Raw genomic sequence first — 22,760 nt, 5'->3', positions numbered from 1 at the left:
AGGATCCAGATGCACTAACTTTTTAGCTGCGGACAGCGAAGCCACCTTAGCTATGGACTCTTGAGAATGGACCAGAGCAATGACTTCCACATCGGCCTCGGAGGGGCGGGACCAGTTCTTTGGAAACAATGTTGTCCTTAACGAAATGCTGGTTGAATAGAGCACGCACGCCGGCATGTTTTGAACTTGCTAATCCCTTAGTTTCAAGAAGAGCCAGCACACCATAAAAAAGACTGTAATAAAGTCGGTTAACAGCTGAACTCAAACGATTCTGGGAAAGAAGGAGTTCGGCATCCTCCAATGTTTCCCTCGCTTTTTCGAGACGGTAGCGTATGAGATCTCGGTTCACACTCATACCAGCACCCCTTCCTCATCAATACGTCTGTGAATGGGGTGGTCACGGAAACGCCCCTTTTCCCATTCCATTTTTGGCAGTATCAGCGGGTTAATAACAACCCCCTCCTCCAGCTCAATCTCGTACAGGGCGGCTCTGATCTCATGCTTCAGCTCCGAAGTTACTCTTTGGGGCAGAATTAGGATATCCCAGTCAGATTCTGGTCCTGCTTCTCCTCGTACCTTAGACCCGAAGAGAATCAGTGGCTCATGGGGAAGCACCTTGTGGACAGTTTTCCTGACTTTTTCCAGAAAAGCATGTTCGTGTGCACTTAATTGTAGTACATCAAGAGTCTTCATTGGTTAACCTCCTTCGCTAACCATTCCTTTACATGTCTTCTTATGCCTCGGCTCTTCCATTTCATCTGCTCTGCCAGGAAAGCTAAAATATCATGCACTACATCTGACTGTTCCCACAATGCTCCTTCTGGGATCTGCCAGTCTTTGTTCAGAGGGTCGGCGTTGTGCTTCTTGACCAGATCCGGATCAGGGTTATGCTTCTTCTCGAGACGTTCTTCTATAAACTTTAACAGATTAGCGGTCTGAGACATCGTAACCTTCCCCAAGTAGATATTCCTCTGTTTTCTCAAAAAATTTCTTTGCTTTTTCTAGAATGTCAGTAGCCTCAGCCTGGTCAATTTTTATGAGAAATTCGTAATCCCCTTTTTGTCTCTTTTCAAAGGCTTCCCTCAAATGCTGATGGAGCTCCTTAGGTAGTACATTCGCTTTGGCAAAATGATGACCAAAGGCTGCGATTACAGCCGAATGTTTCGAGAACGTTAGTTCTTTTGTTAAAAGGATGGCTTCTGCCATATAGAACATAGCATAATAGGCTCTGGAAACGGCGGAGTCGTAAAAACCCTCGTTAAGTAGCAATTCTGCAGATGCAAGATTTTCTCTTGCTTTTTCTCTAATGATTTTAATCTCCTTCTCGTATTTCACAGCCTTACTCCTTCTCTTCTTATATTAAGATAAAGGGGCAGTTCCCATTCATAGAAGGTATTTTCGGGCACGATGAGGGTGCTGACCAAGGTGTCATATTTAAGGCAGATATCACTAATCATCTTCGAGCGGCGTCTCTCTAAAACATCTCTCTTTTCCCCATTTTCTATCAGCATCAAAATATCGATATCCGAGCCTTCGGTGGCATCGCCCCGAGCATAGGAACCGTAAAGGAAAAGGCTTTTTAGTCTACGGCCGTAGATTTTCTGAAGTTCACCCTTAAGATCCTCCAAGATCAGGCGAATATCATCTACACTCTTTTTCATTTATTTTCACTTCCTGGGCCTTCTAAAGATTTCCAACATAATTGAGTAAAGCAGTGGTGACAAGAATAATACTTTCAGCTTCGTGTCGCGAAAAATGACCAACAGATGGAATATGATGGGATTTAGAAGTGAGATCTCTGGTTTTCTTATACAGTTTGTCTAGCCAGTTAAACGTCTCTTCCGCAAGCGTTTTTACCCATTCATACCCTGTATCACTGGCGATTTGTTCTCTAAATTTTTCCAGTTCCTTTTTTACGGGTTCAATAGCATTGCGACAATGGGCTACAGTCTTATCATAATCACCTTCATTAAAGTACCGTTGGGCATGAGATAGCTCATCAAGGGCTTGTGGAAATATCTCTGGGAACGCTTTTTCTGGCAGAGGTATCTCTATAATCCTTGTCTTGCCATAACCCAAACCTGGCAAAACCTTGTCTATCCAATGAGATTGAGGAATTGCAAAATTTAGTGAACACCTAGCCCTTTTGAACCCGGTGACAAACCCCTCTGATATCGGCTCACCTATTTGAATCGTCAATCGCAAGGGCTTATTATAAAGAGCGACGGATGTGTCGATGTCTAGACGAAGTTGTATGTCTCCTCTCCGAGCCTCTTCAATTCTTTCTATTCGATATTGGGTTAGTGGGATCTCGAGCCTATAAGTATAGGATTGATTTGAGCTAAGTACTCGATAAGGGCTAAATTCCGACTTACTATCACCAATTTTGACCGCTGGGTTTTGTAAGAAAAGACTACCAGAAACTTGAAGGAAATCGTAAAACATGATTTCTCCGGAACGCTCTTCGGCTGCACTAAGAACGAATTCCAACGGTACAGCAATTTGGGGATATACTGGGCCACCCTCACCACGGATTTCTGTTACCTCCACCCTGACCTTGTTATCCCTATACCCACTTACCCTAAGAGTTTCCTCAGGCATTTTTTACCTCCTTTTCAAACCACCGTTTATATATTTCTTTATACTCCTCCACCAGTCTCTTACGCTCCTCCTTCGCGGTGATAAAAGAGATGGGCGGGATAGGCAATAGTTCTAAGAATCTTCTCGCCCAAGAGAAGAATCCGCCACGAAAGCGCGAACTATAACTTTGGAGATACCCATCTAAAAGTTCGCCGTTAAGCAATGATAGAAGAAAGTATGGAGAGATATCCGTCCTTTCTTTTAAGGCAATTCCGTAACCGCCTGCATTTCCGCCTCCAACGAAGTAGTAGATCCCTTCGCTATCAATGGACATACAAATCACCCATGCGCCGCACCGCACCGCACCACGTCGCATGAAAATTGGTTATTTTCAAGGGAGCTCTTTGAGCTAGAACTTGAGTCATTATTTTGGGTTGTTCGTGACAATCGAGATTTTGGTGGCGTCCAAAAGCGTACCACTCGCTGTGGTTCATCTTGCCACCTTCCCTACTCCTTAATTTCTCTTCATTCTCTTTTACGTAGCCCCATGCCTTGGGATACTCCCGTTGAAATTCTCTCTCTGGGATAAGAACTGCCCCTTTATCAGTGAGGTAATAAGGGAAGAGGAGGTAATGCCGAAATTCCTCCATTTCATACCGCTTTAACTCGGACCCTTTAAAAAGAGCTTTTAATACTCCCCTTTCAAGCTCATATACTTTGCCCGTTGCCCTGGAATATACCTTTATGTATCTGCCTTCGTCCCTGATTTTCCCCAAAATATAAATGAGATCGGCGCTTGTTTGAAGACCAACGAAAATTTCTGCTAATTCGTCAAGTTTTGGACTCATTTTGGAAAGCTTTGAGAATATCTCCCCAATTCCTCCGACAAAAAATTCCCACTTTTTGGAGAAAGTTTGAGAGAACTCTATTCTCTTGCAGCTTATGAAATCTTCCTTCCAATAAGAGACAACTTTGGGCAGTAAATTTGAATCTACTTTTGTCACCCTAAAGTAGCAAAAGTTATTCTACTGCCAGAGGGTTTAAATCCACACCAAAAATGCACTTTTCTACCACTTCCCGTCTTGCCCAGCGTATATCTTCCTCTTCGGGCTGTTTCGGGCCATAGGGATCTGGAACTTCCCTTACCACCGTCTTTCCGGAGGGCTCTTCCAAAGGCTCTCCGCCTAGCGCTTTAAGAAGTTCTCTGGCAAGAAAATCCGTTGCCTCCACCAGGAAGTGACCGCTTCCCATGGCCGGGTCCAGGACTTTTACAGAAAGAATCTCGTCAACAAGGCTACTTTCGGTGTCTTTGAGCTCCTTTTCATAAAATTTCCGATCCTGACCTCTTGCATTTTTGATCTTCTCTTTGACTTCCCGAATCCCCTCTCCGACCTTCTTTCTTTTTTCCTCAATAAGGGGTCCAAGGGTATTTTCAACGATATACTTGACGATGTAATGAGGTGTATAGTAGGAACCCGTTGCTTTGCGCTCACCTCTATCTGTAACCAGGCAGACTTCCCCTTTTCGAACAACTTCGTCTTCTTTAATCTTTTTCTTTTGCGTTCGGGCTTCCTCAAGAGAGATAAAGATTTCTCTGCTCTTTTCCTTGATGGGAACAATATCCTCTTCAGCAACGGCAAGTTTGTATTCCAGAAGACCTTCATAGATGGAGCCCAGGTGGCGGATTTCAAGACTTCCATAGTCAATGTAGGCTTTATCCGAAGAGCGGGAGAGGAGGTCAACTGCTCTGGCGACATAAAGGTCACCCACTCTGTAGTCCTCCAAAAATATGTGTTTGTCAGGATCAAAAAGGCCGCCATTGTAAGGAGGCACTTCTAACTCAGGGTTTCCTCTATTTATAATCTCAAATAACTCCTTGAGTCTACCCCAGTACCCAAAGGTTGAGCTGGCAATGGGCTCCTTTCTATCCAGTTTCTCAGCTATCTCCTTTTTTAAAGCATCCAGGCTGTACGATTCACTATAAAATCTGTTCTCACCCAGAGGAAGGAGCCCACGATGCTCGGCATAGAGGATGAAAAGGAGACGATAGAGCAAGATGAGAGAGTTATCATGAATCTCTTTGAGATAGACTTCACTGATATTATTGCCAGCTGTTTTCAAAAAGCCCTCTGCCAGAGTCTTAAGGGCCTGATAGACATTTTCTTTTAGTTTCTCGCCCACTGCCTGGGCATAGTCGACACTTTCCTGATAGACTTTTTCCAGAAAATCAGGAAAGGCATCTCTCCGGAAGAAGAGATAGAAGTACTTGAAGTCATCTTCCGAGCCACTTTCTATGAGATCTTCCAGGTCTATCTCGTAGAAAATGTCCAGTCTCTTTGAGGTTTCCCTCTCGTAGAGCCTCCAGTATCTTCCGTCCGTCAGGATTCCCCATTTAACCCCGGTCAGCCATAGGTATCGGCTCATCTGGAGGGAGGGGTTTTGAATCTCAGAAGGATCAGCTTCGGTTTTGAGCTTCTTGTCCAGAGGTCTTCCCCAGCGCTTGGCTTCCCCCAGGCAAAGAGCTTTCTTGAAATACTCATCTTTAGATGCTTTTTGGGTCATACTTAGGCTTTCCCTATCCTCAAAAAGGGCGTAGTCCGGGTGCCTGGACCACTCTCCTGAGGGAGTAGGAGGTTCCACATCAACTGTCCAACCAAGAGAATCAAAGACCTTGTCCAGAAAGTGCTTGCGGAGTTGAGGTTCATTAAGGGATGAAAGCCGATCCTTGTCCCATACACTCCTAATTGCTTGGAAGGTCTCTTTCAGCTCTGGACGAGAAACCCTGAAATCCTCTTCCCTGGAAAGGAGCTCATCGAGGTAATAGTTGGAGAAAAGTCCGCGGTTGCGATGGGGTTTCATCCGAACCTCTCAAGTTGTTTCTTAACAAGATTGGAAATAGTGTCAGCGATTTGCAAAGCTTTTTCAGCGTCTTGCTCAATAGTCAAACCGCCAGGTAGCATCCCAACAATAAAAGGGTATCGAGTGGAAGTATAAAATTTGTCGATAAATTCAATGTCGTTCTGATACTGCTCCAACATATATCCTAGTCTCAGACACAATTCCAAAACATCACCTAATTTATGGATTTTAGGTACTTTCTGCCTGGCTTCTATCAGAGCTTTGAGAGATTTTTCAACACATTGCTGAGAGTGAAAGCAAACTTGATTATAGATTTTTTCTTTCATTGCCAGTTGGGCCATTCTATAGTCCTCATCTGCGAATTCTAACCACTGGCTAACCCGTCTTTTCATATAGCACCCTCCCTTCAGTGAGAATTTCCCGGATATAAGGATCTTCTTCATCAAGGGCTTTTCTTATCTCTTCAGGAGTTAGAACAAATAAGTCTATACCGACCTTTGGGTGAACAAGATGTACTACTTCATCTATCCTGTCCAAGTATCTTTTCGGCGTTTCCTTAATCAGAAATAGGTCAATGTCGCTCCATTCTCCTATGGTCTCTTTCGCTAGCGAACCGAAGAGGACGATCTTGTGAGGCTGATACTCACCGATGAGAATTTCTAATATTCTCTTTAACTCTTCTTCGAGTTTGCGTTTTCTTTCAAGGAGGAGTTTATTCATAAATTTTCTTCCACCGATAAATATTACTGAAGGGACAAGACTCTGGGTTTCACTCTATCACTAATCCTGCACTTGCGAAAATCCCTCAGTGGCATTTTGGGTCTCAAGGTTTGAATCTCCTCTGCTTCTCTAACCACATATTTATGTCTTCTCTCTTGAATCTCCATTGGTTGGCCACTTTGAGAGCGGGGATCTTCCCTTTCTCCACCATCTTATAGAGCGTGTGCTTGCTTATCTTCAGATAACTGGCTAATTCATCAATAGTTAACAGCTCTTCCATCTGGTTGTCTCCTCAGGCTTGTAAATGATGGGTTTAATTTGTCAACATTAGTATACTGCTACAGCTCAGACTTCGCCAGGGTCGGTATGATACTAATCTCCTTGCCACTTTGACATTACCGGACGTTACTGGTATCATTCATAATACCAAAATAAGTATTTTAAAGGATGTGAAAATATATGCCTGTCAGTATCACTGAGGATATCAAGTCAGTGTCAGATTTGAAGAAGAAAACCCGTGAGATCTTTGAACAGGTTCATCGCACAGGCCGCCCAGTGGTGATCACGGTCAATGGAAAACCAGATGTGGTCCTGCTCGATGCAGCCCTTTTCGAAAAAAAGCTGAAGGCCCTAAACCTTGGAGCCTTGCTGGCTGAGGCTGAGGCAGACGTGAAAGCGGGACGAACGCGTGCGGCTCAGGACTTTCTGAAGGAACTTAAGCGTGGCTCGAAAATATGAAGTTGAGATCACGGCCACGGCTGAAAGGGATATCCAATCGATCTTTGACTACATCGCCCGAGAAAATCCCTCTGCGGCAGCCCAATGGATTGAGGAGGTAGAGCGCCAGATCAATTCCCTGGAACGATTCCCAGAACGTTGCCCCATCATTCCCGAATCAGAAGAACTTGGCCAGGAATATCGTCATCTGATCTACGGCAATTACAGGACTATCTTTCGCGTCGAGAGTCCAACTGTCTTCATTTTGCGTGTCGTTCATGGAGCTCAACTCCTTGATTTGAGGATGCTTGAGAAATAGGAAATTTGAAGTAGACATCCAGTCGGAGAAGAAAGACGGAGTCTCTTTTTCTCTTGAAAATCCACCATTAAACGGTTGATATTCAACCATGCTCTATTATAATAACCTCCTTGAAAAACTGGACACCTTCTTCCTAGTGTGAAATCATATATCAGGAGATATGGCAATTCATTACAGAGAGACCCGTTTTGAAAATCTTGCGACTTAGGGATATCAAGGACAGGACAGATGAAGAGTTGGTTTCTCTGTTGTCCCAGGACAAAAGAGCGCTTCAGGAACTCGTCCACAGATATCAAAATCCCATATATAACTTCGCTCGTCGCCTGCTGGGCAACCAGGAGGATGCTTTCGATGTTACCCAGGAGACTTTTGTCCGACTGATTAACAGCGCTCACGCTTTTAAAGGTCTCTCCCGTTTCTCCACCTGGCTCTTCACCATCGCTGCCAATCTATGTCGAGACCATTTACGAGAAAGAAAGAAGTTGGTCTTGTGGGAAAATGATCTGGAGGAGAAGAACCCTGGGGGGCTTACCCTGACCGAAGACCTTCCTTCGGCGGAGGAGATCGTGGAAGCTCAGGAGCTAAGGGAGGAGCTGGTAAGAAAGCTCGACCAATTATCTCCTAAGTTGAGAGAAGCTATAGTTCTGGTGGACATTCAGGAGCTCAAGTACGCCGAAATAGCCGAGATGCTGGGGATCTCTATCGGCACCGTCAAATCCAGAGTTAGCAGAGCTCGAGAGGAGCTGAGAGCTTCCCTGATCCAGCTACGGGAACAAAAGACAGAGGAAGAAAGTCAAACCTTTTGAGGCATTATGAACTGTGAGGATGTAAAAAGAAACATATCAGCATACATAGATGAGGAGCTGGACCAGGAAGATCGGGATGTGGTAGGAAGGCATCTATCTGAATGTGCCTATTGCCGACATTACCATACTCAGATCTCCGCCATAGCCAAAGGTGTCTTTTCTTTATCCAGACTTTCCCTGAGTCCTTCCCAACAGAGGGAATTGCAAGAGACTGTGGATGCAGAGTGGAAAAAACGAGCTCGCAGGAAAGGCTTTCTGGCCCAACTGTCACGACCCGGAAGGCTCGCTTTGGCTGCTGCCAGTGTTGCGGCATTCCTTTTAATTGCCTTCGTTCTGTCGCAACTGGGAGGTGTCTTGGAAATGACCACACCAATGCGGGCGGCCGAAGAGGCCCCTGCCCCCCAGGCACTGGAAATGGAGCTCCAAATTGAAGCCGTGGAAGGTCAGGAGGAAGCTGAGGTAGTCCAGCCACCGAAATTAGAGTTCCTGGAAGGACAGATCATGGTAGAAATAGGAGCAAGGAACTATTCCGCTGAAGAGGTGGATGAGATCTTTCATAGTCATCCCTTTGTCCAATCCTTCCACCGCACCTACGATCTCCAGACCTATGATCTCAACAGTATCCCCTCTCAAAAGGAGACTCTCATCCGTATCATGCTGGATCAGACCCCTCCCGACAACGGATATCGGACCGAGCTCTCGGCAGCTTTCGGGGCTATTTCTCAACATGTGGCCGATGGTGGTGTTGTGGATCTCGATTGGGAGAGATTTGATGCTCTGTCCCTGCCGGTGTATGCTGAGCGGGCCAGATTTGAGGGAAAAGAAGTCTGGATAGTCCTCTTCCTTCTTCTTGGCCACCGGGACAATGGAAAAGTACGGCTGAGAAGTCTGGTATTTGTGGTAGACGTTGGAACCGATGGGGTCATGCATTCTTCGGCAAGAGCAACGCAGTGATTTTGTCCGATTCTACACATGCCCCAGAGTCCACGAATTGAGTCAAACCTTAGCTGTGCCATATGGCTAGATATTGGGATCTCCAGAACCAGCCGGAAGGCCCTGAACTCGGCCATCGCTGAGAGGCAAGTCCTCCTCGGAGAGTCCGAGGTGCTTTATGAGATCCATGTACTGGCGCACCAGCCGGTCCCGCCCGCCGTGTTGCCTCAGATAAGAATCTAGCCCAAAGGGTATCGCCCGCTTGACAATTAACCATTGAATGGTTAATATTCAACCATGATCCGGCGACATCTCTACGAAATAATTTTAGAATCTCTTCAGGATTTTCCGGTTGTCCTATTGACGGGCGCCCGCCAGGTAGGCAAATCCACCCTGGCGCAGGCTCTGCCATCCGAGAGATGGCCGGCGGCCTACCTTACCTTAGACGACAGGGCTATTCTGGATGCAGCGTTACGAGATCCAGATGGCTTCGTGACCGGGACGCCTCCCCCCGTCATCATTGACGAGGTCCAGCGAGCTCCGGACCTGCTACGGGCGATCAAACGGGTGGTGGATCGGGATCCCAAACCCGGGCAGTATCTGCTAACCGGCTCGGCGAATCTGATGACTTTGAAGACGGTTTCGGAAAGTCTGGCCGGTAGGGTCGCCCTGCACGAACTTCATCCCTTCTCCTGGACCGAGTGGGCAGGAAGGGAGCCCCCTCAGAATATCCTGAGAGGCCTCTTTGAGTGCGAGGATTCTAAGGATATCCTTTTGCGCTTGCCTCGTAGCTTTGTGGCGGACCGCCGCGAGGAGATGAAGGAGCGCATTCTGGCCGGTGGTTATCCCAGGCCGGCCCTGATGAAATCAGCCCGCTCGCGGGCCAGATGGTTCGAGGGCTATCGGCAAACTTATCTAGAACGGGACCTCCGGGACATGGCCAATCTGGAACACCTACCCGATTTTAATCGCCTTCTGATCCTGTCCGCTTTGCGGAGTGGGCAGCTCATCAACTATTCGGACCTGTCTCGGGACCTGGGGTTGCCGTTCACTACCCTGAGACGATACATGAGACTTTTGGAGCTCTCTTACCAGGTCTTCCTGGTACATCCCTATTTTGCCAATATCGGCAAGCGCATGGTGAAGACTCCCAAGCTCTATTTCGGCGATACTGGCATGGCCTGCCATCTGGCTGTGGTGGAGAATTGGTCCGTGCTGGAACGCCAGGGCCGTACGGGTGCGTTGGTGGAGACCTGGGTAGCTGGAGAGTTACGCAAGTTACTATCTCTCTCTGACCATAGGATGCAGCTCATGTTCTGGCGTACCCATACCGGACAGGAAGTGGACTTTCTGATCGAGCGCGGTGAGGAGCTGGCGGCCATCGAAGTCAAGTGGTCACAGCAGATTGACGAAAGAGATCTTGCTCGTCTTCATAGCTGTTCCAGAGATCTGGGAAAACGAATCCGGCTGTCCTTAGTGCTCTATCCCGGAAATAATACCGTTGCATTCGATGCACGGACCGTTGCCATTCCCATGAGCATCTTCTTCGGAATAGAGAAGTAAGTCAACAGTCACTCGAACTCGCGGGAATTTTGAAGACCATTTGCAGAACCTGGTAGGGAAATTAGCTACCCCCTAGTCTCTCCCGCAAAAGCCTGTTTATCAGCTCCGGATTGGCCCGGCCGCGGGTTTTCTTCATCACCTGGCCTACCAGAAAGCCCAGAGCGCTGCCCTTTCCTTCCCGGTAGTCCCCAGTTGCCTTTTCATTTTCGGCTATAACCTCGGCTACCAGCCGGGCCAGTTCCTCTTCGTCAGCTATCTGGGTAAGACCCTTTTCCTCGACTACCTCCCTGGGCATCCTGCCGGTGTTGAACATCTCCTCAAAGACTGATTTAGCGATCTTTCCGCTGATGACTCCCTCATCGATAAGCTTTAACATCTCTGTCAGGTGTTCCGGAGTAACCTTGGATCTTTCCACCGCGGTATCAGTGGCGTTAAGAAGAGAGGTGAAGTCGCCCATCAACCAGTTACTGATGATTTTGGGTCGGTGATACCTTTTAGCACACTCCTCAAAGAAATCAGCCATAGCCCTGGATGAAGTCAGCGCCTCTGCGTCATATTCCGGCAGGCCGTAGCCCTCCATGAATCTTAACCTTTTGGCGCCGGGGAGCTCGGGTAGACTCCTTCTCCCCTCATCCACCCACTGGTCACTGATCTCTAAAGGGACCAGATCGGGTTCCGGGAAGTAGCGGTAGTCATGGGCCATTTCCTTAGACCGAAGACTGGTGGTCCTGTTGGTGGTGGCATCAAAATGTCTGGTCTCCTGCCGGATCACGCCTCCTTTAGCCAGGATTTTCTTCTGTCTCTCAATCTCGTACTGCAGGGCTCGGGAAAGAAAACGGAAAGAGTTCAGGTTCTTGACTTCTGTTTTAGTACCCAACTCATCCATATCTCCTCTTCGGACGGAGATGTTGGCATCACAACGGAGAGAACCTTCCTCCATGTTGCAATCGGAGACCTCCAGGTACTGGAGAAGGTTGCGCAAACTGGAAAGAAAGATCTTGGCCTCCTCGGGCGTCCGGAGGTCCGGCTCGGTGACGATCTCCAGAAGAGGGACCCCACATCGATTAAAGTCCACCGCGCTCTCCTGGGCTTCGCTTATCCTTCCGGTAAGGCCGCTATGGATGAGTTTCCCGGTATCTTCCTCCATATGAACCCGATGGATCCTTACCTTCCTGGTCCCATCTTCGGTATTGATCTCCAGATACCCATTTCTACCCAGAGGTAGATCGTACTGAGAGATCTGATAGCCTTTGGGCAAATCGGGATAAAAGTAGTTTTTACGGTGGAACTGGCAGAAGCTCTGGATCTGGCAGTTGAGGGCCAGAGCTACTTTGATAGTGTATTCCACCGCCTTGCGGTTGATCAGGGGTAGAGAGCCAGGTAGAGCCAGGCAGACGGGACAGACCTGGGTATTAGGGGGATGGCCGAAGACAGTACTGCAGCCGCAGAACATCTTGGTGACCGTGGAAAGCTCGATATGAGTTTCCAGTCCGATGACCGCTTCGAAGTCCAACTACCTTCTCCTCCCTTCTCCACTCATCTGGACCTGACTCTTTTGATCTTCAGTCAGTTGTACCCCTGGGTTGGTCAGAGGCGGACTTTGGTTAAATCCAAAGTACTGCTCGAAGGTGTAGGCAACTCTCAAAATGGTTTCTTCGTCGAAGGCTCGCCCTATGATTTGCAGGCCGATGGGCAAGCCATCAGAGGTACCACAGGGCACGGAGATGGCCGGTATGCCCGCCAGATTGACTGGAATAGTACACACATCGGAGAGATACATTTGCAGGGGGTTGTCCACTTTTTCCCCGATCTTGAAGGCCACGGTGGGAGAAGTGGGCGAAACCAGAACATCATACTTTTGAAAGGCCTGACGAAAGTCGTTAACAATAAGGGTGCGAACTTTCTGGGCCTGACCGTAGTAGGCTTCATAATAGCCAGCACTAAGGGCATAAGTTCCCAGCATAATCCTCCTCTTCACCTCCGCCCCAAATCCCTCCGATCTGGTCTTCTTATACATCTCCCTTATGTTCCGGCTCCCTCTGGCCCGATGACCGTACTTCACCCCATCATATCTGGCCAGATTGGCGCTGGCCTCTGCCGGAGCGATAATATAGTAGGCGGAAAGGGAGTGCTCCAGATAGGGGAGGCTGGTCTCCTCGCAAAAGGCTCCCAGGGAGACCAGGAGCTCTATCGCCTGGTTGACGGAATCTCTTACCTTCATCTCCACGCCTTCTACCATTAACTCCTGGGGGACGCCTATCTTAAGCCCTCGGACATCATCCACCAGAGCTTTGGTATAATCTGGAATTTCTCTTTTTACTGAGGTGGAGTCCATAACATCATGACCGGCGATGGCATTGAGAAAAATAGCTGCATCCTGGACATCCCTGGTGATGGGTCCTATCTGATCCAGAGAAGAGGCAAAAGCAACTAACCCGTACCTGGAGACCAGTCCATAAGTGGGCTTGAGACCCACTACTCCGCAGAGGGAGGCGGGCTGTCTAATGGAACCCCCCGTATCTGAGCCCAGAGCCACAATGGCCTCACCCGCAGCAACAGCAGCTGCTGAACCTCCACTGGATCCCCCGGGTACTCTCTCCGTATTCCAGGGATTGCGAGTCGGCCCGTAATAGGAGTTCTCGGTAGAGGAGCCCATGGCAAACTCATCCATGTTGGCCTTCCCCACCGGGAGATAGCGCTGGTCTTTCAGCTTCTGAATGACCGTGGCATCATAAACAGGGAGATAATTGTCTAAAATCCGGGAGCCGCAGGTGGTTCTGACTCCCCTGGTACATATGAGATCCTTGACCGCCATGGGCAGACCAGTCAGGGGAGCCGGGTGGCCCTCCTGGGCTATATACTTATCTATCTGCCGGGCCAGGGTTTGGCTCTCCTCTTCCAATACAGTTATGTAACAATTAAGGAGAGGCTCCAGAGAGCGAATTCTATCCAGAACGCTTCGGGTCACTTCACTGACCGAGACCTCTTTCTTCTCAATCATCTCCGCCAGTTGGTGGCCTTTCATATCCCACAGCTCCATAAACTGCCTATCCCTCCTCCAGGATCTGAGGTACCAGAAAGCAGTTATCCAGAACCTCAGCAGCATTGGCCAGAACTTCCTCCAGAGAAAGAGAAGGCCGGGGCTCGTCCTCTCGAAAGACATTGGTCAGGGGGAGAACATGAGATGTGGGAGGCACATCCTTTATGTCCAACTGACTTATCCGCCCCGCATGTTCCAGAATCTGGTTAAGCTGGACAGCCAGCTTTTCCTTCTCCTCCTCGCTGAATTCCAGCTCTGCCAGTCGGGCAATGTGCTCAACTTCTTCTCTCGATATCCTGCTCATCTTGACCCCTAGCCCCTGGTAACCTTCATAAACACCATCAATACTAGCATGTAGAATCCGTTATTTAAACCGTGGAGGATGATGACAGGAAGCAGAGACCTGGTTTTCTCGTAGATGAAAGCCAGAATAGCTCCGATTACCAGAAGGGGAGGTATTTGATAGGGCTCGAAATGAAAGAGGGCGAAGACCAGGGAGGAAAGGAGGATACCCCAAACTACACCCATCTTTTTGCGGAAGGCCGGATAGACAAACCCCCGGAAGAAGATCTCCTCTACCACTGGAGCTATAAAGATAACTATGGGAATGAGAAGGGCCAGAGAGACTCTACCGCTTAAGATAACTTTTGAAACTCGGCCTTGCAGGTCCTCCATGGGGATAAATCTGCTGGCAATCAGCCTGTAAGTAATATTGGAGGCAAAGATAAAGATAAAGGCTGCCAGAGCAAGAAGCAAACTTCTGAAAATCCCGTAAGGCCTTAGACCCAACTCCGACCAGCGAGCTCGACGTAATTTGATGGCGAAGAACCACACCAGACCAAGCGTAACCCCGACCTGAAGAAGGTAGGGCACCAAAATACTCCAGGTATTGATGTTTTCCAGAGTGGTGGAAATAGGAAGGGAGGAAATCCCCAAAAGAAGCGCCAGGGGTACCAGCAAAGCCAGAAGAAGAGGGATGAAAATAAGGAGGGAGATCAAAGAGTCACTAAATTTCCACTTGATCTGGTCAAGGTAATCATCTCTCCTTTCAGACACTTTCAGGAAGCCCCTCTCCAACTTTCACCTTAACCCTACAGCGATACTTAAGAATCTTGGTTCAATATGTAGGGTAATTTCTTTAATTGAACCACAACATATTGTATGTATTCAGGTAAATGACGTTGTAGGGTAAAGCATAGCCTCAAATTCTTCTTCGGTCAAAATCGTCACACCCAGCTTCAAAGCCTTATCGTACTTGCTGCCCGGCTCCTCACCTACCACGACAAAGTCCGTATTCTTGCTTACGCTAGAGGATACTGTCCCACCCATGGCCTTGATCAGCTCCTCAGCATCCCCCCGGCTATACTTTTCCAATCTTCCAGTGAGAACAAAGTTCTTGCCAGCCAGGGGTCCTGCTTTAACCTCCTCTTTAACCGAGGTCAGCCTGACTCCTGCCTTTTTCAGCTTCTCCATGAGCTCCAGATTACTTTTCTCCTCAAAGAAGGAGACGATGCTTTCGGCTATTTTTGGCCCAATCTCCCTGACCATAGAGAGTTCCTCCAGACTGGCCTTTTTCAGTTCGTCTATAGATCCAAATTCCTCAGCCAGCACATCAGCTATATGCTCTCCCACATGTCGGATGCCCAGAGCGAAGAGGACTCGGGGGAAGGGCCGATCTTTGCTCCTCTCAATAGCGTTGAGGAGGTTATTGGCTGACTTCTCTTTGAAGTTATCCAGGGTCAACAGATCCTCGAACCTCAAGGTATAGAGATCAGCCACATCTTTGATCAGATTTCTCTGCAAGAGCTGAGTGATGACCGCCGGTCCCAATCCGTCAATATCCATCGCTCCCCGGGAGGCGAAATGAAGGAGTTTCTCAAACTGTTGAGCCGGACAGGCCGCTCCCGTACATCTTGTTACTGCCTCCCCCTCCGGCCGGTAGGCCAGGGCCCCGCAGATAGGACAACGTTCGGGCATGCGGAAGGGCCTCTCCTGTCCCGTTCTCTTTTCGGGAATGACTTTAATGATCTCTGGAATGACCTCTCCCGCCTTGTGTACCAGGACCGTATCACCGATCCTGACGTCCTTCCTCCGGATCTCGTCCTCGTTATGAAGAGTGGCCCGGCTGACTCTAGAGCCGGAAACTTGCACTGGTTCTAGGATAGCCAGAGGAGTCATGGCGCCAGTTCGTCCCACGTTGACTACAATATCTACAATTTTGGTGGTCCTCTCTTCTCCCGGGAATTTGTAGGCTATGGCCCAGCGGAGGTTTCTGGTCGTCTCGGCCAGGATCCTTTGCTGCTCCAGGGAGTTAACTTTGATAACCGCCCCATCCACCTCATAGTCCAGTTGCCTTTGCTCTGCTTCCCACTTTTGGCAGTAATCCCATACCTCATCTATGGTTTTCTTTAGCTCCACATAAGGGCTAACCCGAAATCGGTATTGCTTGAGCAGTTGCAGGGCGTCAAAATGAGTCTTCTCCTGTAGAGCGGAAACGTAGCCCAGGCCGTAGAAGAAGATGTCCAGGTTGCGGGAGGCAGTAATGCGGGGAGCAAGTTGTCTTAGGGAACCTGCGGCCGCGTTGCGAGGGTTGGCGAACAGTGGAAGGCTTTCCTTCTCCCTCTCCCTATTGAGCTTCTCGAAAGCGGTAATGGGCATATAGACCTCGCCCCGTACCTCCATGAACTCATACTTGGGATTTTCTATCCTCAGAGGAACGGAGCCAATGGTCTTGAGATTAGCGGTGACATCTTCCCCTGTCTCACCATCACCTCGGGTGGCTCCCGCCATAAAAAGGCCGTTCTCATAGCTGAGGGAGACCGCCGAGCCGTCGAACTTCAGCTCACATACGAATTCCACCTGGCGGGTCCCCAGCTCTCGATAGACCCGGTCGGCGAACTCCTTAAGTTCCTGGAAGGAAAAGGCATTCTGGAGGCTCAGCATTTTCTGGCGATGCCTGACCGTACCGATCTCCTCCCGAACCGCACCACTAATCCTCTGGGTAGGCGAGTCTGGAGTGATCAGTTCAGGATATTTATTTTCCAGGTCGATGAGCTCCCTCATCAGTTCATCGTATTCACTATCACTGATGACCGGATTGTCCAGAACGTAGTACCGGTAATCGTGATAGCGGATATCTTCCCGCAGCTTATCAATCTTCTTTCTTATCTGCTCTAACGTCTCCATACCAGAGTTATTGTAATTCCTGCATCACGAAAAGGTTAATCCAGATAGGAGTGGGCATACAGAACCTTATTCTGTAAGATCTGCGTGGTTTTCACAATATTCATGAGCTCTGTCTCCAGGGGATTGGCGATGACGGCATCCAGCCCCAGAGTTATAAGCATAACTAAATAGGTGTTGTTGATTATACTTCTCAATTGGGGAGGAGAGGATTGAGAGAGATTGGAAAGACCCACCACTGTTCTGGGAGCCGGATCAGTAAGCTCTTTGAACATTTTGAGAGCTTCCAGGGTCTCCACAGTGTGCTCCTGAGCCACCGCCACTGGCAGAACTATGGGATCCAGATACAGGTCTTCCATGGGTACACCATGCTCTTGGGCCGCGGTGATGATGTTGTAGGCAATCTCGCACCTCTCCGAGGCGTCTCTGGAGACACCACTTCTGGCCATAGCCAGACCGATAATGGCGGCCTTGAATTCTTTGGCCAAAGGCATAAGGGTATTCAACTGATCCTCATCTCCAGTAGTGGAGTTAATGATAGCTTTCCCCCGATGAACCTCCAGTCCGGCCCTTACGGCTGCAGTATTTTTGGTATCCAGAGCAAGGGGGATATCCACCAAATCCTGCAGGGAGGTGACAATCCACTTCATGATATCCGGGCCATTTTGGTAGCTGGCCCTATGTTGATATCGATGTAGTGGGCCCCGGCATCGGTCTGGGCCTTGGCCATCTCCAGGATGGGCTGGATATCTCTTTCTTTGATGGCCTGACTTACCTTGCTCCTGATAACGCTTATGTTCTCCCCAATAATCAGCATTAAGATACCTCCTTCTACTTTATCACTGTACTATCTTATGGCTGTGCTATCCGCGCAGAACATAACCTCCTCTTACGGCAAAAACACCTTTCTCGGGAAAAGTTAGCAAACTTTTCCGATCCTCCCTACGGCCCTTCCGCAGCCACACCAAGACTCGGGGTTCTTTGTCTTAGCCACCAGGACTGCGCTGCCTTTTCCTCCTCTCTTCCAAATAAATAACCTTGGCTATCTCCTTCTTCTCTTTGCCCATTCGCTCATCTTTAATGAGTTCAAGACCGTGGCTGGCGCTTTTCTCCTGGGGTTCTTTTGGTTCTCTCTCTTTTCTGGCAAACCCACTGTCCTCTTCCCAGAAAACCGGGAGGCAGTAATAGTTCCAGAGAGCAAAAAGGAGATTTTGTAGTTCGTCCAGTTCCTCCTCGTATTCGAATTCCATTGATTCGTAGAGATCGTCGAAGGCCTCGCTGGGGTAGCTGCTCTCTCTGATCCTCTTTCTTATATCCTCTAAAGTGAGACTTTTCGGAGCACACTTTTGGAGAATAGTGGTAAGGCGCGCCTCCACTATCTCCATATCCTTCAGGTCTTCATCGGTCACCAGACTGGAGAAGACCCTCTCCACCTCCAGGGGCCCGATCCTGGGATAGGGGGAAGAAGCCGAAAGAGGGTATCTCTTCTCTAGAACTTCGACCGCCTCATCCGGCAGCGGATGCAAGTTGCCCGGTAATTGCCAGTATCCTTTCACGGGAACAACTCTGGCCACAAAAACCATCCCCTCTTGCAGATAGCGGCTCTCTTTCTTATCTTTAATGGTGTAGTAACAGCCATCCAGGAGATTTATGCTCTCCATTTCCTTGCCCGGGACTACCTTTTCCACTCTAAAAAGACCGTATACGTTTCTCCTGAAGCTATGGTATATCTTGAGCTCTTCTGGAGATAGTTTGTTTTGATATTTTTCCAAAAATGCTTCCAGAGGGGTTTTCTGGATTTCCTCGATGACATACTCAAAGACAAACCAATCCATGAGCCTTTTCCAGGCCAGATCATACTCTTCCTCACCAGCAGCATAATAAGGGTACTCATCGCCAAAAAAATCCCATTTTACTTCATCCAGTTCCAGATCAAAAAACTCATCCAGGGAAATACAATTTACCAGTCTGGTCAAACAGCCCTCTATGTCTGGGGCTTTCCTTCGTGACATAGAGCTCCTTTCTATCTTCGGATGGTCTCCCATGAAGGCGTCACCTCCACCTGTAAGTGCTTCTACTTATTATAAATTTTACTCTGATACCTCTGTCAGGAACAGATGCAGAATAGGCTCGCTATGGGGATACGTTAGATTTTACTCTTATGCCTCTTCTAAATCCACAGTTATTTCCCGACGCACCTGCCCGTAATCGGTAAGTAATCTTGCTCATCTGGGATAAGCAAGACAAAACTCCTGGTCAATAGACATAGGCCAGCACTTTAATTGTTACTGAAGCAAGGGCCGGCTGATTTGGCACAGTTACTCCTGACTACTAAGAAAACTTCTTGCTGCTTGATCATATCCCTGGGGTTACCTCGGCCTATGATCAACGATTCTGACCTTTTGTGGCCATGTCCATCGATCCTATTTAACCTTCTCCTTTACAAAGCTCTTAACCTCAGCTTCATCCACCACAATGTAGCTAATCCCCCCAATCATAGCCGGTTTGCCGGGAATGGTATAAGTCTCAAAACCCTTAAGTCCAAAGCCGCTTAAAGCAGCACTTGTCATCATCTGGGTGGCGTTCATATCTGTCTTAACATAGTTGGTAAGGGACAGAAAAAGCTGGGGAGAGCGGATCAGAGTGGCCGGGCGGAGCAGTTGTTTAAGCATTTCCTTTAAAAAGTACTGTTGTCTTTCTATCCGCCCCAGATCAGCAGAGGCGGTAGCCCTGGAGCGGATAAAAGCCAGAGCCTGCTCACCGTCCATATGATAGGTTCCTGGTTGAAAGTTAGCTCCCGAGAGAGGGTCGACCAGAGGTTCCTGGACGGTGATAGTCACTCCTCCCATAGTATCTACCAGCTTGACAAAGCCCTCAAAATCCAGCTCTATCACATGATTTATGCGCAGGTCAGTCAGGTTTTCTACAGATCGGACCAGAAGGTTGGGGCCACCGTAGGCATAGGCAGCGTTGATTTTGCCTTCTCCATGACCCTCCAGGGGAACTTTGGTATCCCTGGGAATGGAAAGAAGAATGTTCTTGAACCTGAGGGCGCTCAGATGAAGGATCATAATGGTATCGGCTCTCCCCTCTTCATCCTTTTGTCTGGTATCTGACCCAATCAAAAGGATATTAACAGAAGGAGAAAAAATACTGGTCCCGGCCAAAGACTCCAGGCGAGGACCCATGGTGGTGCGATAGTCCAGAAATAGAAGCAGAAGGCAACCTAAGATCACCAGTGCCGAGAGAAATATCAGAAAACATCCAGAAAGGCGCCAGCGCCGTTTGGGCTTTCGGACTTTTTCTATTTTATCTATTCTGTCTACCGGTGGCCTTCTTGTTCCATCTACCAGGGGAGCGTGAAATTTAAAGCCCTTTCTTACCCCCTCTGCCGGATGGCTCTCCTTTGGAATCCTCTTCCAGTACCTCTCCGTCTTGATTCGAGGGGTCCGCCTAGGACGCCTCTCTATGAGGTAGCTCTCATCGTTTTGGTCATTAAACTCCATTCACATTCCCTCTATCCATGAAAGCCGCAGATGCTTCCGAACATTCTGCTGAACTGCAAAATAAATTCCGCGATTCTCTATATTACCATACACAACACGCTTTCAAGGCTTCTTTTGAGATTATAGGGAATATAGGGAAAGCAACAAAAAGAGCTTCTTCTGATCCAAGGGAGAAACACGAGCCCATTTCGTGAAAAGGTATGGTAGGGATGAGAGATAAATTAATGGGGGTATCTACATCACTCCGCTCAATACAATATCTTGTGCATTGCAATTATTCATAACACTATATTTGGCGTCTAGGGGAGTCAAGCAGATACCCCAATAAATTAATATAAGCACCGACGAGGCGCAGGTAGAGAGTCATCTCTAACTACTTCTCCTGATCGTGCTGACTCCTATCCTTCCGCCACCTGGCCAGCCGTTCGGCGACAACCTTCTCGTACCCCTGGTCGCTGGGTTTATAGTATCTGCGCCCCTGTAACTCCGAGGGCAGGTACTGCTGGGCTACGTGGTGGCCGGGGTAATCATGAGGATACTTGTAATCCTGTTGATGACCTAAGGCCTTTCCGTCACGGCTGGCATCCTTCAAGTGATCGGGCACCTCCACCATCCCCTCTTTCTCTACCTCTGCCAGGGCCTTGAAGTAAGCGCCTACGGAGTTGCTCTTGGGTGCTGTGGCCAGGTAGATAGTTGCTTCAGCCAGATGATACTGTGCCTCCGGCAACCCCACCCATTCCAGGGCACGGGCGCACCCACTGGCCACGATAATGGCCATAGGATCAGCCAGTCCAATGTCCTCAGAAGCCAGGATCAGCAGTCGGCGCATGATGAACTTAGGATCCTCACCGGCGTAGATCATCTTGGCCAGCCAGTGTAGTGCTGCATCAGGATCTGATCCGCGCACTGACTTGATAAAGGCGGAGATGGTATCGTAGTGGACATCCCCATCCTTATCATAAAGGATGGCCCGACGTTGGATGGACTCCTGGGCTACTGAGAGATCAATATGGATCACATTGTCGGCATCATCTGGCGAGCTCGATTCCACAGCCAACTCCAGAGCGTTCAAGGCGGTGCGGGCATCGCCGCCAGCCAGGTGAGCCAGGTGAGCCAGTGCCTTTTCGGCCACATCTATGGATCGCCGACCGTAGCCCCGTTCGGGATCTTCCAGGGCCCGATGCAAAAGAGTCAGAATCTGCTCCTCAGTCAGCGGGCGAAGCTGAAAGACCCGTGACCGCGATAAAAGGGGTCCGGTGACCTCAAAGTACGGATTCTCGGTAGTTGCACCCACCAGGATAATGGTCCCGTCTTCCACAAAAGGCAGAAAGGCATCCTGCTGAGCCTTATTAAAACGGTGGATCTCATCAACAAAAAGAATGGTTTTTCTCTGATAGACCTCTCTCTGATATTTGGCCCGTTCAATCACCTGCCTTATCTCTTTCACGCCTGAAGTTACGGCGCTAAAAGAGACAAAATCAGCTCCCGTATAGCTGGCGATAAGGTAGGCCAGGGTGGTTTTACCTGTTCCCGGAGGTCCCCATAGCATCATGGAGCTGACCTCTCCCGACTCTATGGCTTTCCTTAAAACCTTGCCCTGGCCCAAGATATGCTCCTGGCCCACAAACTCAGCCAGGCTCTTAGGCCGCATCCGGTCCGCCAGAGGATTCATCTTGGACTGTCCTTGATGCAGTTGCTGGAAAAGGTCTGTATCTTGTTTCATTTTATATCAATTATACACTTATCTTAGGCAGAGCTTACCCCTCTTGGTGGCTTACTACTTTAATAACTTAAACTTTTCTAAGACTACATCTCTTATCTCCTCATAAGGTGGCACAGAGGTAAGTAACCGTTCCAAATCACCAACCCAGCGCTTCTGCATCTCCTTAACCTGCTCCTCAAAAGCCTGGTAGGTCTGTAAGGAAATCCGAAAACGGTCGGAAAAAGCCTGTAACTGTAATTTGGTTAACATCAGCTTCTCCTCCAATCAAAAAGCTGCTCATAAGAAACATTCACATTCAGGTTGAACCGACGATCCCACTTTGAGTTGGGGGGTAAAGTGGGGTCAAGTCTGACGGGCCAGGCAGAGCCGTGCTTTTCTAACTCCTTGACCTCTTCTCGGGCCTGCTCTGTTAAGGTCAGAAGATAGCCCAAGCGTGAAGATAGAGATCTGTTACGCATGGCTTTTGCATACTGAATTAGCTTAGCGATATCCAGGCCTTCCCTTGTTCCCTCAGATGTATCAAAGGTTCTAGTGCGAGACCGCCCTAGAGCCTTGGTGACCTCCTGAATCCCCCCACCGTATTCCAAATGGTCTAAGGAGTCGAGGACGGCCTTTTCTGGTTCGGCAATTAAGACTGGGAGATCGGCGTAGAGTATCTTTTGGTAGCCAAAAAACTTGTGGGGCTGGAGGCGAACGTATTTATAAGCGTAGTTCCCAAATTTCATCTATGAAAAAGCTGTGCAAGTGTTTTTACGATAGCCCTCCCAGATTACCAAGATTATATGACCATTCATCTATCGGTGCCCTTTGC

29 protein-coding genes are annotated in these 22,760 nt (G+C 48.6%); 5 read left to right on the top strand and 24 right to left on the bottom strand.

What is annotated here, in order from left to right:
* Window positions 1–46: 46 nt before the first annotated feature.
* The 12 genes from HW443_RS13845 to HW443_RS03225 form a co-directional block, all read right to left on the bottom strand.
* Window positions 47–355: a HEPN domain-containing protein gene (locus HW443_RS13845; RefSeq protein ID WP_176237898.1), complete on the bottom strand. Its 309-nt coding sequence runs from the start codon at window positions 353–355 to the stop codon at window positions 47–49.
* Window positions 352–693, bottom strand: a complete 342-nt coding sequence (locus HW443_RS03275) for a nucleotidyltransferase domain-containing protein (RefSeq protein ID WP_176230719.1) — start codon at window positions 691–693, stop codon at window positions 352–354. The genes HW443_RS13845 and HW443_RS03275 overlap by 4 nt, the downstream gene beginning before the upstream one ends.
* Entirely contained in the window at window positions 690–944 is a 255-nt protein-coding gene (locus HW443_RS03270) for a hypothetical protein (RefSeq protein WP_176230720.1), read from the bottom strand. Before HW443_RS03270 ends, HW443_RS03275 begins: the two co-directional genes overlap by 4 nt.
* Window positions 928–1,335, bottom strand: a complete 408-nt coding sequence (locus tag HW443_RS03265; protein WP_176230721.1) for a HEPN domain-containing protein — start codon at window positions 1,333–1,335, stop codon at window positions 928–930. Before HW443_RS03265 ends, HW443_RS03270 begins: the two co-directional genes overlap by 17 nt.
* On the bottom strand, window positions 1,332–1,661 hold the full coding sequence (locus HW443_RS03260; RefSeq protein ID WP_176230722.1) for a nucleotidyltransferase domain-containing protein: 330 nt from the start codon (window positions 1,659–1,661) through the stop codon (window positions 1,332–1,334). The genes HW443_RS03265 and HW443_RS03260 overlap by 4 nt, the downstream gene beginning before the upstream one ends.
* A 22-nt stretch (window positions 1,662–1,683) precedes the next feature.
* The gene (locus HW443_RS03255; protein ID WP_176230723.1) at window positions 1,684–2,601 is read right to left on the bottom strand and encodes a HEPN domain-containing protein; all 918 of its coding nucleotides are present in this window, start codon (window positions 2,599–2,601) and stop codon (window positions 1,684–1,686) included.
* Window positions 2,594–2,914, bottom strand: a complete 321-nt coding sequence (locus HW443_RS03250) for a hypothetical protein (RefSeq protein WP_176230724.1) — start codon at window positions 2,912–2,914, stop codon at window positions 2,594–2,596. Before HW443_RS03250 ends, HW443_RS03255 begins: the two co-directional genes overlap by 8 nt.
* Entirely contained in the window at window positions 2,904–3,428 is a 525-nt protein-coding gene (locus HW443_RS03245) for a hypothetical protein (RefSeq protein ID WP_176230725.1), read from the bottom strand. Before HW443_RS03245 ends, HW443_RS03250 begins: the two co-directional genes overlap by 11 nt.
* A gap of 172 nt (window positions 3,429–3,600) precedes the next feature.
* Window positions 3,601–5,439 carry a class I SAM-dependent DNA methyltransferase gene (locus tag HW443_RS03240; RefSeq protein ID WP_176230726.1) on the bottom strand — a complete coding sequence of 613 codons (1,839 nt, stop codon included), beginning with the start codon at window positions 5,437–5,439 and terminating at the stop codon, window positions 3,601–3,603.
* Complete coding sequence (locus HW443_RS03235) at window positions 5,436–5,831, bottom strand: HEPN domain-containing protein (RefSeq protein ID WP_176237897.1); 396 nt, start codon at window positions 5,829–5,831, stop codon at window positions 5,436–5,438. Before HW443_RS03235 ends, HW443_RS03240 begins: the two co-directional genes overlap by 4 nt.
* Complete coding sequence (locus HW443_RS03230) at window positions 5,815–6,159, bottom strand: nucleotidyltransferase domain-containing protein (protein ID WP_176226017.1); 345 nt, start codon at window positions 6,157–6,159, stop codon at window positions 5,815–5,817. The genes HW443_RS03235 and HW443_RS03230 overlap by 17 nt, the downstream gene beginning before the upstream one ends.
* A gap of 103 nt (window positions 6,160–6,262) precedes the next feature.
* On the bottom strand, window positions 6,263–6,439 hold the full coding sequence (locus HW443_RS03225) for a helix-turn-helix domain-containing protein (protein ID WP_176226018.1): 177 nt from the start codon (window positions 6,437–6,439) through the stop codon (window positions 6,263–6,265).
* A 179-nt stretch (window positions 6,440–6,618) separates the two neighbouring features.
* Between HW443_RS03225 and HW443_RS03220 the strand changes: the two genes are divergently transcribed.
* From HW443_RS03220 to HW443_RS03200, 5 genes are all read left to right on the top strand, one after another.
* Window positions 6,619–6,897, top strand: coding sequence for a type II toxin-antitoxin system Phd/YefM family antitoxin (locus HW443_RS03220; protein ID WP_176230727.1), 279 nt, complete (start codon window positions 6,619–6,621; stop codon window positions 6,895–6,897).
* The gene (locus HW443_RS03215; RefSeq protein ID WP_176230728.1) at window positions 6,881–7,195 is read left to right on the top strand and encodes a type II toxin-antitoxin system RelE/ParE family toxin; all 315 of its coding nucleotides are present in this window, start codon (window positions 6,881–6,883) and stop codon (window positions 7,193–7,195) included. Before HW443_RS03220 ends, HW443_RS03215 begins: the two co-directional genes overlap by 17 nt.
* A gap of 188 nt (window positions 7,196–7,383) precedes the next feature.
* Window positions 7,384–8,001 (top strand): RNA polymerase sigma factor, encoded by a 618-nt coding sequence (locus HW443_RS03210; protein WP_176230729.1) that lies wholly within the window; start codon window positions 7,384–7,386, stop codon window positions 7,999–8,001.
* Window positions 8,002–8,007: 6 nt separating this feature from the next.
* A complete protein-coding gene (locus tag HW443_RS03205) occupies window positions 8,008–8,955 on the top strand; it encodes a zf-HC2 domain-containing protein (RefSeq protein WP_176230730.1) in 948 nt (315 codons plus the stop codon).
* Window positions 8,956–9,231: 276 nt separating this feature from the next.
* A complete protein-coding gene (locus HW443_RS03200; RefSeq protein WP_176230731.1) occupies window positions 9,232–10,497 on the top strand; it encodes an ATP-binding protein in 1,266 nt (421 codons plus the stop codon).
* Window positions 10,498–10,558: 61 nt separating this feature from the next.
* Here the strand turns inward: HW443_RS03200 and gatB are convergent, their stop codons facing one another.
* The 12 genes from gatB to HW443_RS03140 form a co-directional block, all read right to left on the bottom strand.
* Complete coding sequence (gene gatB / locus HW443_RS03195) at window positions 10,559–12,010, bottom strand: Asp-tRNA(Asn)/Glu-tRNA(Gln) amidotransferase subunit GatB (RefSeq protein ID WP_176230732.1); 1,452 nt, start codon at window positions 12,008–12,010, stop codon at window positions 10,559–10,561.
* Window positions 12,011–13,537, bottom strand: a complete 1,527-nt coding sequence (gene gatA / locus HW443_RS03190; RefSeq protein WP_176230733.1) for an Asp-tRNA(Asn)/Glu-tRNA(Gln) amidotransferase subunit GatA — start codon at window positions 13,535–13,537, stop codon at window positions 12,011–12,013.
* 7 nt (window positions 13,538–13,544) lie between these two features.
* Complete coding sequence (gatC, locus tag HW443_RS03185) at window positions 13,545–13,841, bottom strand: Asp-tRNA(Asn)/Glu-tRNA(Gln) amidotransferase subunit GatC (RefSeq protein WP_176230734.1); 297 nt, start codon at window positions 13,839–13,841, stop codon at window positions 13,545–13,547.
* Window positions 13,842–13,849: 8 nt separating this feature from the next.
* Complete coding sequence (locus tag HW443_RS03180; protein WP_176230735.1) at window positions 13,850–14,593, bottom strand: CPBP family intramembrane glutamic endopeptidase; 744 nt, start codon at window positions 14,591–14,593, stop codon at window positions 13,850–13,852.
* A gap of 111 nt (window positions 14,594–14,704) precedes the next feature.
* On the bottom strand, window positions 14,705–16,723 hold the full coding sequence (gene ligA / locus HW443_RS03175) for an NAD-dependent DNA ligase LigA (RefSeq protein WP_176230736.1): 2,019 nt from the start codon (window positions 16,721–16,723) through the stop codon (window positions 14,705–14,707).
* A gap of 35 nt (window positions 16,724–16,758) precedes the next feature.
* Window positions 16,759–17,370 (bottom strand): dihydropteroate synthase, encoded by a 612-nt coding sequence (locus HW443_RS03170; protein ID WP_176230737.1) that lies wholly within the window; start codon window positions 17,368–17,370, stop codon window positions 16,759–16,761.
* Window positions 17,367–17,537, bottom strand: coding sequence for a hypothetical protein (locus HW443_RS03165; protein WP_176230738.1), 171 nt, complete (start codon window positions 17,535–17,537; stop codon window positions 17,367–17,369). Before HW443_RS03165 ends, HW443_RS03170 begins: the two co-directional genes overlap by 4 nt.
* 169 nt (window positions 17,538–17,706) lie before the next feature.
* On the bottom strand, window positions 17,707–18,732 hold the full coding sequence (locus HW443_RS03160) for a hypothetical protein (protein WP_176226449.1): 1,026 nt from the start codon (window positions 18,730–18,732) through the stop codon (window positions 17,707–17,709).
* A 411-nt stretch (window positions 18,733–19,143) separates the two neighbouring features.
* Entirely contained in the window at window positions 19,144–20,226 is a 1,083-nt protein-coding gene (locus HW443_RS03155) for an LCP family protein (RefSeq protein WP_176230739.1), read from the bottom strand.
* A 373-nt stretch (window positions 20,227–20,599) separates the two neighbouring features.
* Window positions 20,600–21,949, bottom strand: coding sequence for an AAA family ATPase (locus HW443_RS03150; RefSeq protein ID WP_176230740.1), 1,350 nt, complete (start codon window positions 21,947–21,949; stop codon window positions 20,600–20,602).
* Window positions 21,950–22,003: 54 nt separating this feature from the next.
* On the bottom strand, window positions 22,004–22,198 hold the full coding sequence (locus tag HW443_RS03145) for a hypothetical protein (protein WP_176230741.1): 195 nt from the start codon (window positions 22,196–22,198) through the stop codon (window positions 22,004–22,006).
* Window positions 22,198–22,674: a type IV toxin-antitoxin system AbiEi family antitoxin domain-containing protein gene (locus HW443_RS03140; RefSeq protein ID WP_176230742.1), complete on the bottom strand. Its 477-nt coding sequence runs from the start codon at window positions 22,672–22,674 to the stop codon at window positions 22,198–22,200. Before HW443_RS03140 ends, HW443_RS03145 begins: the two co-directional genes overlap by 1 nt.
* Window positions 22,675–22,760: the final 86 nt, after the last annotated feature.

The sequence above is a fragment of the Candidatus Hakubella thermalkaliphila genome (assembly GCF_013281975.1).
Classification (GTDB): Bacteria; Actinomycetota; Humimicrobiia; order Hakubellales; family Hakubellaceae; genus Hakubella; species Hakubella thermalkaliphila.
The sequence above is the reverse complement of the archived record's forward strand: the minus strand, read 5'-3'. Positions and strand labels throughout refer to the sequence as shown.